The sequence below is a fragment of the Pseudomonas sp. 10B238 genome, assembly GCF_000970615.1.
In the GTDB taxonomy this organism is placed as follows: Bacteria; Pseudomonadota; Gammaproteobacteria; order Pseudomonadales; family Pseudomonadaceae; genus Stutzerimonas.
Genome location: NZ_KQ033939.1, coordinates 140747 through 158210 on the forward strand (window position 1 = coordinate 140747; position 17464 = coordinate 158210).

A 17464-nucleotide genomic window follows, 5' to 3' on the forward strand; every position below is an offset into this window, starting at 1 on the left:
TGACTACCCCTTCCGAGGTATTCCTTTTCCAACAGTCAAACCGTTAGCGAATCAGTAGGTTAGGTAGCATCACGGGGTCAGTTGCGGGGGGCCTGAAGGGGGCCAAAACGCATTGGAGGTACGCTCTCACCCGTGGTCAGCGGGATCGACGAGGCGCAGAATGAGGCATCGTCCGACCGTCGAGCCGAACATGCCTTCAACCGAAAGCGAGCCGCTCTCCACCCGTCACTCGATCGTATTCAACACGCTGGTGGCCTTCGTGGTGATCATCGGTGTCTCGCTGCTCAGCATGCTTGCCAACCTCTACCTGGCCGACGCCCTGGAAGGCGATGCCGAGGCGATCAATCAGGCCGGCAGTCTGCGCATGCAGGCCTACCGCCTGGCTTTCACTGCCGAACACGGCTCGCAGGCGCTGCTCTACGAGCGCATCGAAACCCTGCAGCAGACGTTGCGCTCCGCCTCGTTGCGCTCGGCCTTGCACCGCCACGGCAGCACCCGTCTGCCGGCTTTGCACGCTGCGGTTTCGCAGCATTGGGAACAAGACATGCGCCCATTGCTTGATGCGCAACCGGCGCGGCTAGAGGACTACCGTCGAGAGGCGCCGGCCTTCGTCAGTGAGCTGGACACCTTCGTCCGTACGCTGCAGGAGGCATCGGAAGGCAAGCTCAGCGTCATCCGCGCACTGCAGGCCAGCACCCTGTTCGTCATCGTGCTGATCGCTTTCGTGCTCATCTACGGCCTGCACAACAACCTGGCCACGCCACTGCGCAGCCTGACCAAGATGGCGCGCGATATCGGCAAGGGCGACTTCAGCGGCCAGGTGCAGATCCCCGGCGATACCGAGCTCAGCCTGCTGGCCCGCACGCTCAACCAAATGAGCCAGGAACTGGCCAGCCTTTACGCGCAAATGGAACAGAAGGTGGATGACAAGACAGCCGCCCTGACCCGCAGCAACGCCACGCTGCAGCTGTTGTTCGACAGCGCCCGGTTGCTCTACAGCAAACCGGACGACCCCACGCAGATGATGGGCGCGCAACTCAACAAGGTGCAGCAGGTCCTCGACACCGGCCCGATATCGCTGTGCCTGAACCGTTCCGCCGAAGCGGGCAGCCACACGGCGATGACTTCGCACGATTTGCAGCCGCCGGAATACTGCCAGCTACCCCAGTGCGATGCCTGCCCGGTGAACCAGAGCGGCCGACTGCCGAGCGGCGAAAAACTGCTGACGTTCGAGTTGCGCTCCGGGCCGGATGACCTGGGCTCGCTGCGGGTGGCCTATCGCCCAGGCGAGCCATTGCAGCCCTGGCAGACGCTACCGCTGACGACCCTGGCCGACCTGTTCGCCGCATCGCTGAGCCTGGCTCAATCGGGCCAGAAACAGGCACGCCTGGCACTGATGGAGGAGCGGGCGGTGATCGCCCGTGAACTGCACGATTCACTGGCCCAGGCGCTGGCCGCGCAGAAGCTGCAACTGGCACGCCTCAAGCGTCTGATGCAGAAGCAAAGCGACCAGGCACAACTGGACGACAGCGTGCAGCAGATCGATCAGGGCCTGAACGCGGCTTACCGCCAGCTACGGGAACTGCTCACCACCTTTCGCATCAAGGTCAACGAACCAGGGCTCAAACCGGCGCTGTATGCAACGATCGAAGAGTTCAGCGCTAATTCGGGACTGCAGGTCGAGAGTGACTATCAGCTCGATCACTGCCCGCTCACGCCCAACGAGGAAGTGCACTGCCTGCAGATCGTCCGCGAGGCGCTTAGCAACGTGGTCAAGCATGCCGAGGCGGAGCACTGCTGGCTGAGCCTGACGCAGGACAGCATCGGCACCATCCACGTGAGGATCGAGGACGACGGCATTGGCATCAACCCCGAGGAGCAGCGTGCCGGCCATTACGGCCTGATCATCCTGCGCGAGCGCGCCAACAGCCTGAACGGCACCATCAATATCGGTCGGCGCCCCGCCGGAGGCACGCTGGTGTACCTGAGGTTTCCGCCCGCCTACCGCCACATTTCCCCGGAGCCAGGAACATGTCACGCATGAACGAAGGGACTACTGCACGAATCCTGCTGGTCGACGACCACCCCATGATGCGTCGAGGCTTGCGTGACCTGCTGGAACTGGAAAGTGATCTGGAGGTGGTCGGTGAGGCGGGTAACGGCGAGGACGCCATCCACCTCGCGCAACAGACCGAGCCCGATCTCATCCTGATGGACCTCAACATGCCGGGTATCGACGGACTGGAAACCACCCGCCGCATGCGCGATGCCGACATCGACGCACGCATCGTCATGTTTACCGTCTCCGATGAACAAAGCCATGTACTCGAAGCCCTGCGCAACGGTGCGGACGGCTATCTGCTCAAGGACATGGACGCCGAACAACTGGTCGAGCAGATCCGCCTGGCGGCGACCGGCCGTATGGCCTTGAGCCCCGAACTGACCCAGGTGCTCGCCGAAGCGATCCGGGTACGTCCGAAACCCACCGGCCAGGTGCCATTCTCCAGCCTGACCAAGCGCGAAAAAGAGGTCCTGCGCCTGATTGCCAAGGGCCAGAGCAACAAGATGATTGCCCGTAAGCTCGGCATTACCGAAGGCACCGTCAAAGTCCACGTTAAGAATCTGCTGCACAAGCTGGGCCTGCGTTCGCGGGTGGAAGCGGCGGTCTGGGTACTGGAGAACGAGGCCAAAGGCTGAACCGGATGCGCCCGGTGTGCGCCACGGCTCAGGCTGCAACAACACTCCAGCGCCCTTGATAACCATCAATGCCGTTAGCGCGCACGGCTCTATCGTCTCGCCACGCCGACTGACCGAACCGTCAGCATCGCGCCCGTCCGGACGTCAGGAGCGCTCCATGTTCAAATTTCCGTTAACCATTGCACTGCTACTCGGCCTGCTTGGCAGCCTTCCCTGCCAAGCAGGCATCAGCGACGCTGAAGCGGTCAACCGAGCCGGCATGCAGCGTATGCTCAGCCAACGCATCGCCAAGACGTACCTGATGATCGGCACCGACACCCGTGTTGACCTCGCCGCCAGTCAGCTCGACAACAGCATTGCCAGCGTCGAGGAGAATGCTCAGTGGCTCGATGAATACGCCGCTGACGGGGATATCCGCAAAGCATTGAACGAGGCAACTGACACCTGGCACCAGTATCGTCAGTTGGCTCTGAGCCGCCCGGACCGCAGCCAATCCGCCGAACTCCTGCGCCTGGCTGACCGCTTCCTCAGCCAGAGCGAAGCGCTGGTCGGGAAAATCGAGCGTTACAGCGGCAATCAGGCGGCCCGTCTGGTCAATCGCAGCGGGCGCCAACGCATGCTCAGTCAGCGCATCGCCATGCTTTACCTGGCCATGAGCTGGAAGCTTCCAGAGCAGCGCTTGCGCAGCGACTTCGACGCGGCGGTTACGGAGTTCGAACACGGGCTGAATGAGCTGAAGGCCGCGCCGCAGAACACCGCGCAAATCGTCAGCCAGCTCGAAAAGATCGATACCCAATGGCGTTTCGCCCGGGCCGGATTCACCTTGGCGGACGATTCACGCTTCGTGCCGACCGTAATCGTCACCACCAGCGACTCGCTGCTGCGCAAGCTTGAACAGTTAACGTTGGATTATGAACGCCTGGCCGGTAGCGGCCGATGAGTGCACGAGGCAGAGCCCTCCGGCTCAACCGAGAGGCAACGGCGCTTCGTCAGCGCCAATGCGAAGCTGACCTGCTTCCGGCGGCATCGGTCAGGCGAGCGGATCCCCGCGGCGGAACGGCTGCGGTGCCGCATCACCGGACGCAGGCTCTACGGCCGGAGGCGTGTCGCCAAGCTTGAATGGCATCGGTGATTCGCTGACGAGGCGATGGGTGGCAGGCTCAAGGCGCTCAGGCTCTGGCTCCGGACGCTCGCGAATAGCGCGCCAGGCGAGACCGGCGAACACCACAGCCAGCACGCGATAGAGCGTGGAGGCGAGATCGAAGCCGACCAAGTCACCGCCATCCAGCCAGAGCGACACCAGCCTCCCCAGCACCAGCGCCGCCATGGTCATCACCAGCATGATCAGCGCTGGCCGGGCTCGCTCCGGTGCACGAACGGCCCAGATCAGGAACAATGCCAGCCCCAGCTGCAGGCCGCCGTAATAGACACGCATGTGACTGACCGACGCGGTTTCCATCAGCAGCATGCCGTTGAGATTGGCCATCTCGTGAGGCCACAGCCAGTAGGCCAAACTGAGACAGGCCATCACCAATGCCTGCGCGAGCAGAACGAAACGGGCAAAACGCATCGAAAACTCTCCTCACAGCGGCTCCGCACCACGATGGATATCCGACCGGATCGCCCCGTTTTGGTTCGCTCCATGCTTGTTCGCCGACTCCTGTGACATTCGCTCACACCAGCAGGCTTGGGTGCCTGCGAGCATGGGGCTATGCTGCGCTCAACCCCGCCGGAGAGACCTTCATGCGTCGTTTATTGCTTGCCACCGCTCTTTTCGCCAGCCTCGCTCAAGCGGCCGAGCCCATCGCGATCGAGGTGCACCGCGACGCCAATTGCGGTTGCTGCAAGGCCTGGATAGAGCATCTGGAAGCCAACGGGTTCGAGGTCGACGACCACGTTGAACCCGACATGGCCGCCGTCAAGACCCGCCTCGGCGTGCCCCATAGCCTGGGTTCCTGCCATACCGGCGTGATCGATGGAAAATTCGTCGAAGGCCACGTCCCGGCTGCCGACATTCTCAAGCTTCGAGCACAGCCCGATCTGATCGGTGCCGCGGTACCCGGCATGCCGATGGGGTCGCCAGGTATGGAGATGGGCGACCGTAAAGACGCGTTCAAAGTAATCGCTGTGAGCGACGAAGGTGAGCAGTCGGTGCTGGCCGAGTACCCGGCAGACTGACGTAACAGACGAAACGTTTGTAGCGCCGCTGAATTTGCTGAGGCTGAGGCCGGTCTGACTCAGGTAAGAACTGACAGAAGGACTCAGGCATGCGTTGGAAGAAGGCTCGTCGCAGTGACAATGTGGTGGACGCTCGCGGCCGAAGCGGGGGCATCGGTGGCGGGCGCCTGACCCTGGCGGGCGTCGCAATCGTGGTGGTAATCGGCCTGTTGTCCGGCCAGGATCCCATGCAGATTCTCGGTCAGTTGGCCGACCAATCAGGTCCCGCAACGACCCAGCAGAGCAACGCCCCAGCCAATAGTGAGGACCCGCAGGTTGCCTTCGTCCAGTCCATCCTGGGCGACACCGAGGACACCTGGCGCGCCTTGTTTCAGCAGTCCGGCCAGCAGTACCGCGACCCGACGCTGGTGCTATTTCGTGGTGGCGTGAACTCGGCCTGTGGCTTCGCCAATTCCGCGGTTGGCCCCTTCTACTGTCCGGGCGACCAGCAGGTGTATCTCGACCTGCAGTTCTTCGACGACATGGCGTCGCGTTTTTCGGTCGCGGGCGATTTCGCTCAGGCTTATGTGATCGCCCATGAGGTCGGCCACCACGTACAGACACTGTTAGGCGTCTCGCAGCAGATGCAGGCTGCCCGTCAGCGCGGCGCGCGCATGGAGGGCGACAATGGCCTTCTGGTTCGCCAGGAATTGCAGGCGGATTGCTTCGCAGGGGTCTGGGCCAACCACGCCCAACAGCGTCATGACTGGCTTGAGGCGGGGGATCTGGAGGAAGCACTGAATGCGGCGAACGCGATCGGCGACGACCGTTTGCAGCAACAAAGTCAGGGCCGGGTCGTTCCAGATGCCTTCACCCATGGCACCTCTGCGCAACGGGTGAAGTGGTTTCGTATTGGATTCGACAGTGGCGACCCGACACGCTGCGATACCTTCCAGACGCAGCGTCTGTAACCCGGATCGCAGTCGCGCCGTTCAGTCGACCCAGCGATAGACAGGTGCATCCGCACCGCTATCCACCTTGACCTGCGCGCAGTGGCGCAAGCGCACCAGCAGTCGCTTGCCCATTTGAGCGCTGCCCGCCAGCGCTTGCAGCTCAGCCAACAGCTGAGGCCCGTCCATGTTCTGTGCCGTTCGCAGCAACTGCTGCGCCTCGTGCCAATGAGGGTCAACGGTAGGCTTGTCGGCCGGTTGCGACGGGGCAGCCGTAACCTGTGCAGCGGGCATCTGACGCCCCAACTGCGCCCAATCGTGATCGTCCATATCAATGCTGAGGTCGACCGCTAGATCGCCCACATGGCCGCGAATTCGAATCATCGCCACTCTCCTGAAAAACTAGATCGCATGCTCCCATGGGAGGTGGACACTGGCCAGGCGTTACGCACGTTTGTTATAACGTAACTCTCAACCATATGGAGATCACCATGCGCCGTCTGCTGCTTGCCCTGCCCTTCGCCTTACTGCCCGGTTTTGCTCTGGCTGCTGAACACGATCACGACCATGCGCACCACGACAGTCTCAGCGCCCACGAGCATGGCGCTGCGGAACTGGATGCGGCGCTGGACGGCTCCACGCTGGAAATCGAGCTGCGCAGCCCGGCGATGAATCTGGTGGGGTTCGAGCATGCGCCGAGCAGCGATGCAGACAAACGCAAGATTGCCGACGCTCGCAAACAGCTGGAACAACCGAACAGCCTGTTTGGCCTGCCTGCAGCAGCCGGCTGCACCCTGGCTGAAACTGAGCTCGAGAGTCCGCTATTCGAAGGCGAAGCCCATGACCATCATGACGAGCACGATGAAGAACATGAAAGCCAGCACAGCGAAATTCACGCGCACTACCGCTTCGATTGCGCCACGTCCCAAGCGCTGCAGGCGCTCGATCTGCAAGGCTTGTTCAAGGCGTTCCCCGGCACTCAGAAAATCCAGGCACAGCTGATCGGTCCAAAGGGTCAACGGGGCGTGCAACTCACCGCGGACCAGCCACGCGCGACGTTCTGATCCGATCCCGTCTGCCGCCGCCTGGCCCGACGCAGTAAACTCACCGGCTCGCCTGACACGGATCATCTCGATGACCGCACCGTTGCTCGAACTGCACCAATTGGGTTTTGCCTGGCCGGGCCAGGCAGAGCTGCTCGACATCCCCAGCTTCACGCTGGCGCGCAACCAGAGCCTGTTTCTCAAGGGTCCGTCGGGCAGCGGCAAGACGACCCTGCTCGGACTGATTGGCGGCGTACAGAAAGCCCAACGCGGAACGGTCCAGTTGCTCAGCACCGACCTCGCCGCGCTGTCTGCCGGTGCTCGGGATCGCTTCCGGGTCGACCACACCGGCTACATCTTCCAGCAGTTCAACCTGCTGCCCTTTCTTTCGGTGGCCGAAAACGTCGGCCTGCCCTGCCATTTCTCCAAGACAAGAGCCGAGCGCGCCCGCCAGCGGCACGGCAGCGTTGCGCAAGCGTCGGCAAGCCTGCTCCAGCATCTCGGCATTCCGAAAAGCCTGCTCGATCGACGTGCCGAAGCGCTGTCGATCGGCCAGCAACAACGCGTCGCCGCAGCGCGTGCACTAATCGGGCAGCCGGAACTGGTGATCGCTGACGAACCCACCTCTGCCCTCGACGCTGACAGTCGAGAAGCTTTTTTGCAGTTGCTGTTTGCCGAATGCGAACAGGCCGGGTCGAGCCTGTTGTTCGTCAGCCACGACCAGAGCCTGGCGCCACTGTTCGACCGCAGCCTCTCATTGGCAGACCTCAATCGCGCCGCTCGCGCCCCGGAGATATAGGCCATGTACCTGTTGCGTCTGGCCTTGGCGAGCCTGAACAACCGCCGTTTCACTGCCCTGCTCACCGTATTCGCCATTGCGCTCTCGGTATGCCTGCTGCTTGCCGTAGAGCGGGTGCGCACCGAAGCCCGCGCCAGCTTTGCCAGCACCATCAGCGGCACCGATCTGATCGTCGGCGCCCGCTCCGGCTCGGTGAATCTGTTGTTGTATTCGGTGTTCCGGATCGGCAATGCCACTAACAATATCCGTTGGGAGAGCTTCGAGCATTTCGCCGAGCATCCCAGAGTCAGCTGGGCCATTCCCATTTCGCTGGGCGATTCTCACCGCGGCTATCGCGTGATGGGCACCAGCAGCGCCTATTTCGACCATTACCGTTACGGTCGCAAGCAGCCGCTGCAACTGGCGCAAGGTCGGCCATTCGCCGACGACCCGTTTGAAGTGGTGCTGGGCGCCGAAGTGGCCGAGGCACTGAAATACACGCTGGACGACCAGCTGGTGCTGGCGCATGGCGTCGCCACGGTCAGCCTGGTCAAACATGACGACAAGCCTTTTCGTGTAGTCGGCATCCTCAAGCGCACCGGCACGCCGGTGGATCGCACGCTGCATATCAATCTGGCAGGCATGGAGGCGCTGCATATCGACTGGCAGAACGGCATGCCGGCGCGAGGTGCAGCGCGCATCGATGCCGAACAGGCGCGCCAGCTAGACCTACAACCCAAACAGATCACTGCCTTCATGTTGGGCCTCAACAGCAAGATCGCCACCTTCACGCTGCAGCGCGAAATCAATGGCTATCGTGGCGAGCCGCTGCTGGCGATTCTGCCCGGCGTGGCGCTGCAGGAGCTCTGGAGCCTGATGGGCACGGCTGAACAGGCGCTGTTCGTGGTGTCCTTGTTTGTCGTGCTGACCGGATTGATCGGCATGCTCACCGCCATTCTCACCAGCCTCAACGAGCGGCGCCGGGAGATGGCGATCCTGCGTTCGGTTGGTGCGCGGCCTTGGCATATCGCCGGCCTGCTGGTGGTCGAAGCTTTCAGCCTGGCACTTGCGGGTGCGCTTTTCGGGCTCTTGCTGCTGTATATCGCCATTGCGGTCGCGCAAGGGCCGCTGCAAAGTCACTACGGTCTTTATCTGCCGCTGGCGCTGCCAAGCGCCTATGAGTGGTCATTGCTGGCGGGCATACTGATGGCTGGGCTGTTGATGGGCTGTGTGCCAGCGTGGCGCGCCTATCGGCAGTCGCTGGCCGACGGCCTGTCGATCAGACTATGAGGAATTCCATGTCTCGCCTGCTGCTTGCCACCCTGCTCGCCCTCGCGGCGCCCTTCGCGATTGCCGATGTTCGTGAGCTGCAATGGTCGGACCTGATCCCGGCAGACGCGCCGCCACCTCCACCGCCTGTGGCGCTTCACGACATGTCGCAACTGGCCGATGCGCTCGCTGCGGAAGCGGGTCCGGCAGCGGCTCAACAATCGCCGGCCGAGCCGGTCGTCAAAGAGCTAGATGGCGTTCAGGTCAAGCTGCCCGGCTACATTGTGCCGCTGGACATGAGCGAGGATGGGCGAGTGACGGAGTTTCTGCTGGTGCCCTACTTCGGCGCCTGTATTCACGTGCCGCCACCGCCCTCCAACCAGATCGTGCATGCCACCAGCGAGCTTGGCGTAAAGGTGGACGAGCTGTACCAGCCCTTCTGGATCGAAGGCCCGCTAAAAGTCGAACACGCCACCAGCGAACTGGCCGATGCCGGGTATCGCATGGAAGCGCAGAAGATCTACCTCTACGAGCTGGAATAAGGCAGCGAAACCCAGCCTGAACGGCAAGCTGAGCGGCATCGGGCAATACCACTCCTGCCCCCACGCCATTCATGCGGGTGCTGATTGGCATCTGGGATGCCTGCTGTCAACGCACTCCATGTACGAGCTGATAGCGATGCGTGTTATTTGCGCCGAACCGCTGTGCGTCGATCAGCGCTCTATGTCCATAACGCATAAACGCGAAACCCCGCCACTGTGGCGGGGGTTCTGTGTGCATCTGCTATGCAGCGTGCTCCGCGCTAGGCCTGATTGGCCCGAAGTTGCTTGGACACCCCTTCTCAAACGGTCCAGACAACCCGATCAACGAGTACTGGCAACCTGGCGCTGCCGCTCGAAGCTGAGCTCGCCTTCGGCCCACTCGCGCCAGGAACGAACCTTGCGCCGTTCGGCGCCTGCGCGCTCGGCCTGTTTCAGCGCATCGAGACCAGCCTGCCAGTGGGCTTGCTCCAGTTCCAACTGAGCAACGTTCAGCCAGAACTTGGCGCTACCGGATTGAGCCGCGAGATCGCGGTAGATCTGCGCCGCTTCCGAACGCTCGCGTGCCTGCCACCAGAGCATGCCCAGACGCTCACGCCGCTTGGCATCGCCGGCTAGAAGGCGTGACTCAAGCATGCCCTGCAGCAGCTTCGCACCTTGCCAGGGCTGGCCAGCGGCACCGGCAAGCAATACCAGATTGTCCAGCTCGGCTTCGCTGAAGCGCAGCCCCTTGGCATGGGCCGCACGCAGGGTTGCCAGCGCCTTGTCCTCATCGCCGGCCATCTGCTGCAAGCCTGCCAATTGCCGCCAGCTCTTGGCTTGATTCGGGTGGCGGGCGAGAAGCCTGCTTTGCCAGCGCTCTGCTGTCTCGTAACGCTTCAGCTCAGCGTTACCGGCTACCAGAAACTGCAACCAGGTGTCGGCCGCGTTGGGGTTGGCCTGGACATAGCGTTCGGCCAGTGGCAATGCCTTGGCATGCTGCCCGAGCCCCTGATAAGCCTGCACCAGCATCTGCAGGACTTCTTCGCTTGCATTGGCGGGTGAGCCCAGCAGGCTGACGACCTTGGCATAGCGGCGTTCAACCAGGTTGAGTTTCGCCAGATTGAGCCGCTCGTTGGGCAGTATCGACTCGTCAAGCTTGCCACTGGCGATCGCCTTGTCGAGCAGTTCCAGCGCTTGGCGATTGTTGCCTTCAGCCCAGGACAGATAGGCACGGCTGCGCCACAACAGTGCTTCCTCTGCGCTGCCCGGTTTCGCCTCGGCCTGTTTGAGCGCTCGGTGGGCAGCGCCGTAGTCCCCCTTCTCCTGCGCGCTCTGGGCACGTTCCAGCGCTTTGAACACCGAGGGATCGATGCTCTGCGCCGCTTGAGCTGATACAGCAAACAACAACGAGATCAATAACAGCAAACGGGGCATGTCAGCGTTCTCCTTGCAGGCGGAAATGCAGGGTTTTAACGGCTTCGCGCGATACCGCAGAACCGTTTTCGGTACGCGGTGCGAAACGCCAGCGGGCGGCAGCACGACGGGCCTCGCGATCAAACACGTTCGGCGGCGAAGCCTCCATCACTCGAATATTTTCGACCTTACCGGCGGCGGTGATGGTAAACGCGAGCTTGATATGGCCCTCGATACCGCGCTGACGCGCCCGATAGGGATATTCCGGACGCACATCATTGAGCGGCATGACCTCCTGCTCAGGTCCAGATTGCGATGCCGTCTCGTCCGCTGACGGCGCTGCGGGTGCGGGCGGTGCTGCCGGAGCAGAGGCGGCCGTCAGTCCCGCGAGGCTGGGCGCGGGCGCACTTGCAACCGACACACCGGTATCGATGTTCGGCAAGGGCAGATCAAGCTTCGGCAGATTGGCACTCGGAGTGGCCATGCTCGGCGTCGGCGGCGTTGGGGTCTGGGGTGTCTTGGGTTGAGGCGGTTGCGGTGCCTGCTGCCGCGAGCGGGTCGCAGTGCTTTCGTTGCGGTTGTCCATCCGCACGAAATTGGCGATGGCAACCGGGTCGTCGGCCACCTCGCTACGGGGCGGGTTAACCATGCTCAGCATCAACGCAAACAACAGCAACGCCACCACGCAGGCAGCGATGAAGGACAACCCGACGCGGGTCAGTCCACGAACCATCACTGCGCTCCCGAACTGGCGGCCAGGGCGACGTCCTGAACCCCGGCGAGACGTGCCTGATCCATCACCTGAACCACAAGACCGGTGCGCGCATCCTGATCGGCCTGCACCACGACTGCGCCTTCCGGCTGGTCGACACGCATGCGCTCGACGTGAGCCCTCACGCTGCGGACGTCCACGGCTTGCTTGTCGATCCAGACCTGACCATCGGCCGTCACCGCAATCAGGATGTTGCCTTTGTCCTGCGCGCTGGCGGTGTCAGCCTGTGGCCGTTGAACCTCGACGCCAGACTCCTTGATGAAAGAGCTGGTGACGATAAAAAAGATCAGCATGATGAAGACCACGTCGAGCATCGGCGTCAAGTCGATGCCGGTGTCTTCTTCCTGCTGATAATGATGACGACGCATACGCATCCGTAAATCCTCAATCGTGACGCAGCTGGTCGGCCAGCCGGTCGAGAGCCAGGCGCGAAATACGTTCGAGACGCGCCAGGCTGAACAGTCCAGTAATGGCCAGCACCATGCCGGCCATGGTTGGCAGGGTCGCCTGCCATACGCCCGCTGCCATGCCGCGGGGGTTGCCGGTACCGTTGAGTGCCAACACATCGAACACCGCGATCATGCCGGTCACGGTGCCAAGCAACCCGAGCAACGGATACATCGCCACCATGGTCTTGCTCATCCGCAGCGGGCCGGAAAGCTGTTGCTGCGCCTGAGCGAGCCAGGCACTGCGTACCGCACGCTGCCAGCTGCCAGGTTCGTTGGGCAGCTGACCCCAGGCCTGGCGCCGGGCTTCCACCCAGCGCGGAAACACCCGGCGCATGAACCACAAACGCTCAAAGACCAGCGTCCAATACAGCACGCACAGCGCAGCCAGCGCCCACATCACTGCGCCGCCCGCCGCCATGAAGTCGAGCAGCGCATGACCGCTGTCGACCAGACGCAGCCATTGGCCATGCAGATCAGTCACGACGCGGAGTCCCCGAAAGATGCAGCGCGATCAAGCCAGCACTTTGCTGTTCGAGCAGCTGGATCAGCGCCTTGCTGCGGCTGGCCAGCAGGCTATGCAGGAACAACAGCGGTATTGCCACAACCAGACCCAACACCGTGGTTACCAATGCCTGGGAAATACCGTCAGCCATCAGCCGAGAGTCACCACCGCCACTCTGCGTAATCGCCTGGAAGGTCACGATCATGCCCGTCACCGTACCCAGCAGGCCGAGCAACGGCGCGACGGCGCTAAGCAACTTGAGTAGTGGCTGACCGCGTTCGAGTGGCGGTGTTTCCTGAAGGATCGCCTCGTCGAGCTTGAGCTCAAGCGTCTCGAGATCGGACAGCTGTGGCTTCGGTCCCAACACGCCGATGATGCGCCCCAGCGGGTTGTCGTCACGCGGTTGATTGAGCTCGCGCGTCTGCCGGCTCACTGCTCGCCCAACCCGTGCCAGGTAGACCATGCGCCAGATGGCGAGGATCAGGCCGACGGCACCCAAGGCAAGAATCACCCAGCCGACCAGCCCGCCCTGCTGAACGCGGTCCCACAGTTGCGGCTGACGCTGCAGTTGAGCCAGCAACGAGCCGCGGCTCGGATCGATCGGCAGAGTGGCCAACGCCTCGCTGCTGTCGACATAGTCATTGACCATCCCCATGCCGGCAGGCTGGCGGCTAGGCGTCAGCAATTCGCGGGCGTCGCTGTCGTAGCGAAGGAAATCATCGGCGGTGAACGCCGAGAAGTTACCGACCCGCAGGACCGGCTGAGTGGTGCGCTGCCCGTCGACGCCCACTACCGGCAGCTCGACGCGCTCCACCTGGCCACTGGCCGTCAGGTCTTCAAGCAGGGTCATCCAGAAGCTGTCCAGATCCTCAGCTGACGGCAGCGTGCGGCTTTCCGCCAATGCCCGCAGGCGCTGCAGGCGCTCTGGGTATTGCGCGTTGAGCAGGCTGTCCTGCCATTGCCCAGCGATGTCACCAGCACTCTGCCGCACCACGCCGAACAGTTCGCCAAGGTGACCGACGCGCTGCGCCAGCAGCTTTTCCTGCTCGGCCAACGCGGCTTCCTGGCGGTCGAATTCTGTCTTAAGACGCTCGGCTTCGGCTTTCTGTTGTTCAAGCGCGGCGTTGGCTCGCGCCAGCAGTTGGGCTTGCTCGCTGCGATTCTGGATAAAGGCCTGCTCGCGCGCTTGCATGGCGTCGACTTCCGCGGCGCGTTCGCTGCGAATGCGCTGCAGCAGCTGGTCAGGACTCAACGGTTCGGCAGCCTGAGCCATTGCCGGCAACAAGCCGATGAGCAACAACGTCAACAAGCGGCTCATTGCGCAGCCTCCTTGGCCAGGGTTTTGATGGGCAGTTCGAGCCAGGTTGGGGCTTGCTGTTGACGAGCGATGGCGATGGCCTTGGTGATTGGTCGACGCGCGCTGCCATCGAGTACTTCCCAGGCGCGGGTCTGCGGATTCCACCATCCGCTTTCGTGAGCATCCAGCGTCTGGTAATACAGCATGGTCCGCCCCAGGCGCAGGAACTCAACGCTGCGGCTGCCACCTTCGACCGGCAGCTCACCGCGCCAGGCTTCCAGAGTGCGTCCGTAATTGCTCTCGATCTGATAGGCCTCGAGGATGCGCCGGTATTTCTCAGCGAGACTGACGTCTGCGCGCGCCTGCATGTCCTGCAGGCTGGCGAGGCGATCGGCGCGCTCGTCGGGGAGGAACGGAAGGTCTGCCGCGATGAACTCCTCGAGCACTTCGATCATCCGCCCCATCTGCGGTGCAACGGCTTCCTGGGTGCGTTCGATGCTGTCCAACTGACGCTGGAATCCGTCCAGTTCCTTGCGCTGCGCAGCGGTCAGCTCGACCAGCTGCTCGTTGTAGGCCTTCAAGGCCTCCGCCTGCTGAACGGCGTTGCGGTATTCGGTGAGCATCTGCCGCGTCGCGTCATCGAGTTGCTCGATGCGCGCCTGCGAGGCTTTGGCCTCAGCAGCCAGCTGCTGGCTTTCTTCCAGCGCAGCGTCCAGCGGAGCTGCATGGAGCTGCATGCAGCAGGGCAACACGGCGACCGCCAAGAGGCGGGGTATAAGGGCTTGCATTGATGGGTCCTTGCAGACGAAGGTCAGACCAGAAAAGAGAAACATTATCATCTAGATCCGCAAAAGAAGGCAACCCGGGCAATACGTCGCAGCCCGGATAAAGCGGAACGTTTCGTTGAGCTGGATCAAAGTCGGCGGGCTCGCACGCCCTACCATGGCCACCAGTCGCAACACACCATGTCTGGATGGAGTTCCATTATGCGCAAGACCCTGTTTACCGCGTCCGTGCTGGCCGTAGCCCTCGCCTCCCCTTTCGCCCAGGCCCATCAGGCTGGTGACGTGATTGTCCGTGCTGGTGCGATCACTGTTGATCCGCGCGAGGAAAGCGGTGACATCTATGTAGGCGCGCTCTCCACGAGCGTTGCAGGAACCAAGGCCACCCTCGATAGCGATACCCAGCTGGGCTTGAACTTCGCCTACATGGTTACCGACAAAGTCGGCATCGAATTGCTCGCCGCTAGCCCTTTCACCCATGACGTCGGTGTTGCTGGCATGCCCGGCGGTTTTGCCGCGTTGAACGGCAAGCTGGGCGAGCTCAAGCACCTGCCGCCGACCCTAAGCGTCGTGTACTACCCGCTCGACAGCAAGTCAGCGTTCCAACCCTACGTAGGCGCTGGCATCAACTACACTTGGTTCTTCGATGACAAGCTCAGCAGCGAAGCCGAGGGCAAAGGCTTCAGCGGTCTGGACATGAAGGACTCATGGGGTCTGGCTGCACAAGTGGGCATGGATTACATGCTGACCGATAATGTGATGATCAACGCCCAGGTTCGCTACATCGACATCGATACGACAGGCACAACGAACTACGGCGGCGCCAAGGTCAAAGTCGATGTGGACGTCGATCCGATGGTGTACATGGTCGGTCTCGGCTACAAGTTCTGAATCCGTCGGCATTGCCGAATCTCAGACAAGACAAAGGCGCCTTCTCGGCGCCTTTTCTATGCCCGCGGAAAACGCTACAAACCTAGCAATTTCGCTAGACCCTCGCGCATTCCGGTAGCAGGCTCAGGTAAACGATAGCGCTGCAGCAGCCGCGTATTGTTAGCTCGCGAATGACGGATGTCTCCCTGTCGCGCCGCCTGGTACCTCACCTCGGGCAATCCGCCCAGCACATCGCCAACCGCATCGAGCAGCTGGTTCAAAGAGGTCGACTGGTTCAAACCAACATTCACAGCCCCCACCTCCACAACAGGCAGCTCTAGCGCCTGCAGCAGGAGCTCTACCAGATCGCCTACGTAGAGGAAATCCCGGGTCTGCTGTCCATCCCCATAAACAGCAATAGGCAATCCCTTCTGTGCCCGCTCGGTAAAAATGCTGATCACACCTGAATAGGGAGAGGATGGATCCTGCCGAGGGCCGTAAATATTGAAGAAGCGGAAGACTGCCGGCTCAAGCCCATGCTGACGCCGGTAGAAATCAAGATAGTGCTCACTGGCCAGCTTGTCCGCCGCATATGGAGTCAAGGGCGCCTTGGGCGTGTCCTCGTCGATGGGCTGGCCTTCGCCATTGTTGCCGTAGATCGCCGCGCTGGAAGCGAAAACAACCCGGCGTACGCCCGCCTCGCGCATGGCCTCACACAAATTCAGCGTGCCGACCAGATTGCTCTGGTGCGTGCCAACCGGGTCATCGACCGAAGCCTGTACCGACGCCACCGCGGCAAGGTGCACAACGGCGCGACAGCCCTGAACTGCGCTGCGCATGGCTTGTGCATCCGCCACATCACCCACAATCAGCTCAACGCTCGGATCGTCCGGTAAATTGCTGCGTTTTCCGGTGGACAGGTTGTCCAGCACCCTAACAGGGTAGCCTCGCGCGACAAGCGCATCGATAAGGTTGGAGCCAATGAAACCGGCGCCACCGGTAACCAGAATCGGTAAGTCAGCCATGTCGATAGTAGCGCTCCAGCAGGCTCGGCAGCCCAGTGCGCCAGGCGCGCGGCTTGATGCCGAAGGTATTGAATATCTTCTTGCACGCCAGCACGCCATGCTGCGGCTCGTCCGCTGCATCCGAGCAGGCGGCGTGTGCGATGGGAGTCAGGCTCGCAACCGCCAGCTGGCGATGGTTAGCCGCTTCGGCCAGAAGCGCTTGGCCAACCACCAACGGGGTTGACGCCTCGTGCCCACCATAGTGATAGGTGCCCCACAACGGCGCCTCGCAATCGAGCTGCTTCAACACAGCCAGAATGACCCGCGCAGCATCTTCAACGGGCGTGGGGTTGCCGCGACGATCATCAGCGAGACACAGCTCGTCGTTCTGCTCAAGACGCTGAAGGAACCGACCCAGCAAGCCCTCTGAGCTATCGTCGAGCAACCAACCAAACCGCAGCAAAACGTGCCGAGGACAAAGCGAACGCACACTCTGCTCCATACGCCAAAGGGCGCAGCTGCGAGCATCCAACGGCGCCACCTCGTCTTTCTCGCTGTAGGAGGTGGTTCTGGCCCCATCAAAGACGCGGTAGCTGGACGGTTGCATCAGTACAAACTGATGATGCTGGCCCAGTTCGGCCAGGCGCTCGACTGCGCGCTCTTGACTGGCGAGCACCGCTTCATCGACACGCCCACTCTGGAACCAGTCGAAGTAATAGGCGAGGTTGATCACGATATCCGGGCGGTTATCGTCGAGCAAAGTAGTCAGACTTGGCGCATCCCAGCCCTGGCTGGGCGGGCGTGGCGCGAGGAAGCCGATGTCCTCCTCGGCACCCAGGCGGATAAGCGCCTGACCCAGGGCATTACCGCCGCCCAACAGCATCAGGCGCATTCGCATGGAGTGAACTCTAAAATGGTAGTATCTACCTTGCAGCTTACGAAAATTTTGCTTACCCCTCA

The 17464-nt window shown here is 62.1% G+C and carries 19 protein-coding genes and 1 pseudogene; 10 read left to right on the forward strand and 10 right to left on the reverse strand.

What is annotated here, in order from left to right; genetic code table 11:
• Nucleotides 1-92: 92 nt before the first annotated feature.
• The 3 genes and pseudogenes from RT21_RS18845 to RT21_RS18855 all read left to right on the forward strand — a co-directional run bounded on the left by RT21_RS18845 (nt 93) and on the right by RT21_RS18855 (nt 3637).
• Nucleotides 93-2111: pseudogene (locus tag RT21_RS18845) on the forward strand (ATP-binding protein).
• Nucleotides 2089-2697, forward strand: a complete 609-nt coding sequence (gene narL, locus RT21_RS18850; protein WP_231108059.1) for a two-component system response regulator NarL — start codon at nt 2089-2091, stop codon at nt 2695-2697. The pseudogene RT21_RS18845 and the gene narL overlap by 23 nt, the downstream one beginning before the upstream one ends.
• A 157-nt stretch (nt 2698-2854) precedes the next feature.
• Nucleotides 2855-3637, forward strand: a complete 783-nt coding sequence (locus RT21_RS18855) for a type IV pili methyl-accepting chemotaxis transducer N-terminal domain-containing protein (RefSeq protein ID WP_046163937.1) — start codon at nt 2855-2857, stop codon at nt 3635-3637.
• Nucleotides 3638-3727: 90 nt separating this feature from the next.
• Here RT21_RS18855 and RT21_RS18860 read toward each other — a convergent pair whose 3' ends face one another.
• Nucleotides 3728-4267, reverse strand: a complete 540-nt coding sequence (locus tag RT21_RS18860; RefSeq protein WP_046163938.1) for a DUF4345 domain-containing protein — start codon at nt 4265-4267, stop codon at nt 3728-3730.
• Nucleotides 4268-4440: 173 nt separating this feature from the next.
• Between RT21_RS18860 and RT21_RS18865 the strand changes: the two genes are divergently transcribed.
• Together RT21_RS18865 and RT21_RS18870 are read left to right on the forward strand one after the other, a co-directional pair.
• The gene (locus RT21_RS18865) at nt 4441-4875 is read left to right on the forward strand and encodes a DUF411 domain-containing protein (RefSeq protein WP_046163939.1); all 435 of its coding nucleotides are present in this window, start codon (nt 4441-4443) and stop codon (nt 4873-4875) included.
• A gap of 89 nt (nt 4876-4964) precedes the next feature.
• Complete coding sequence (locus RT21_RS18870; protein WP_046163940.1) at nt 4965-5825, forward strand: KPN_02809 family neutral zinc metallopeptidase; 861 nt, start codon at nt 4965-4967, stop codon at nt 5823-5825.
• Nucleotides 5826-5846: 21 nt separating this feature from the next.
• On the opposite strand, the gene RT21_RS18875 is transcribed toward RT21_RS18870, so the two are convergent.
• Nucleotides 5847-6188 (reverse strand): hypothetical protein, encoded by a 342-nt coding sequence (locus RT21_RS18875; RefSeq protein WP_046163941.1) that lies wholly within the window; start codon nt 6186-6188, stop codon nt 5847-5849.
• A 107-nt stretch (nt 6189-6295) separates the two neighbouring features.
• Here RT21_RS18875 and RT21_RS18880 point away from each other — a divergent pair, with 107 nt between their 5' ends.
• The 4 genes from RT21_RS18880 to RT21_RS18895 all read left to right on the forward strand — a co-directional run bounded on the left by RT21_RS18880 (nt 6296) and on the right by RT21_RS18895 (nt 9436).
• Nucleotides 6296-6868: a DUF2796 domain-containing protein gene (locus RT21_RS18880; protein ID WP_046163942.1), complete on the forward strand. Its 573-nt coding sequence runs from the start codon at nt 6296-6298 to the stop codon at nt 6866-6868.
• A gap of 70 nt (nt 6869-6938) precedes the next feature.
• Nucleotides 6939-7646 (forward strand): ABC transporter ATP-binding protein, encoded by a 708-nt coding sequence (locus RT21_RS18885; RefSeq protein ID WP_046163943.1) that lies wholly within the window; start codon nt 6939-6941, stop codon nt 7644-7646.
• 3 nt (nt 7647-7649) lie between these two features.
• Nucleotides 7650-8915: an ABC transporter permease gene (locus tag RT21_RS18890; RefSeq protein WP_046163944.1), complete on the forward strand. Its 1266-nt coding sequence runs from the start codon at nt 7650-7652 to the stop codon at nt 8913-8915.
• A gap of 8 nt (nt 8916-8923) precedes the next feature.
• A complete protein-coding gene (locus RT21_RS18895) occupies nt 8924-9436 on the forward strand; it encodes a DUF3299 domain-containing protein (protein WP_046163945.1) in 513 nt (170 codons plus the stop codon).
• Nucleotides 9437-9757: 321 nt separating this feature from the next.
• On the opposite strand, the gene RT21_RS18900 is transcribed toward RT21_RS18895, so the two are convergent.
• The 6 genes from RT21_RS18900 to RT21_RS18925 are packed head-to-tail and all read right to left on the reverse strand — an operon-like array spanning nt 9758 to nt 14636.
• The gene (locus RT21_RS18900; protein ID WP_046163946.1) at nt 9758-10849 is read right to left on the reverse strand and encodes a tetratricopeptide repeat protein; all 1092 of its coding nucleotides are present in this window, start codon (nt 10847-10849) and stop codon (nt 9758-9760) included.
• 1 nt (nt 10850) lies between these two features.
• Nucleotides 10851-11561 carry an energy transducer TonB gene (locus RT21_RS18905; RefSeq protein WP_046163947.1) on the reverse strand — a complete coding sequence of 237 codons (711 nt, stop codon included), beginning with the start codon at nt 11559-11561 and terminating at the stop codon, nt 10851-10853.
• On the reverse strand, nt 11561-11974 hold the full coding sequence (locus RT21_RS18910; protein ID WP_045430526.1) for an ExbD/TolR family protein: 414 nt from the start codon (nt 11972-11974) through the stop codon (nt 11561-11563). Before RT21_RS18910 ends, RT21_RS18905 begins: the two co-directional genes overlap by 1 nt.
• A 10-nt stretch (nt 11975-11984) precedes the next feature.
• A complete protein-coding gene (locus tag RT21_RS18915; RefSeq protein WP_046163948.1) occupies nt 11985-12530 on the reverse strand; it encodes a MotA/TolQ/ExbB proton channel family protein in 546 nt (181 codons plus the stop codon).
• Complete coding sequence (locus RT21_RS18920; RefSeq protein WP_046163949.1) at nt 12523-13869, reverse strand: MotA/TolQ/ExbB proton channel family protein; 1347 nt, start codon at nt 13867-13869, stop codon at nt 12523-12525. The genes RT21_RS18915 and RT21_RS18920 overlap by 8 nt, the downstream gene beginning before the upstream one ends.
• On the reverse strand, nt 13866-14636 hold the full coding sequence (locus tag RT21_RS18925) for a DUF3450 domain-containing protein (protein ID WP_046163950.1): 771 nt from the start codon (nt 14634-14636) through the stop codon (nt 13866-13868). Before RT21_RS18925 ends, RT21_RS18920 begins: the two co-directional genes overlap by 4 nt.
• A 198-nt stretch (nt 14637-14834) precedes the next feature.
• On the opposite strand from RT21_RS18925, the gene RT21_RS18930 reads away from it, so the two are divergent.
• Nucleotides 14835-15521: an OmpW/AlkL family protein gene (locus RT21_RS18930; RefSeq protein WP_046163951.1), complete on the forward strand. Its 687-nt coding sequence runs from the start codon at nt 14835-14837 to the stop codon at nt 15519-15521.
• 74 nt (nt 15522-15595) lie between these two features.
• Here RT21_RS18930 and RT21_RS18935 read toward each other — a convergent pair whose 3' ends face one another.
• Together RT21_RS18935 and RT21_RS18940 are read right to left on the reverse strand one after the other, a co-directional pair.
• The gene (locus RT21_RS18935; RefSeq protein ID WP_046163952.1) at nt 15596-16525 is read right to left on the reverse strand and encodes an NAD-dependent epimerase/dehydratase family protein; all 930 of its coding nucleotides are present in this window, start codon (nt 16523-16525) and stop codon (nt 15596-15598) included.
• Complete coding sequence (locus tag RT21_RS18940; RefSeq protein ID WP_046163953.1) at nt 16518-17402, reverse strand: sugar nucleotide-binding protein; 885 nt, start codon at nt 17400-17402, stop codon at nt 16518-16520. The genes RT21_RS18935 and RT21_RS18940 overlap by 8 nt, the downstream gene beginning before the upstream one ends.
• Nucleotides 17403-17464: the final 62 nt, after the last annotated feature.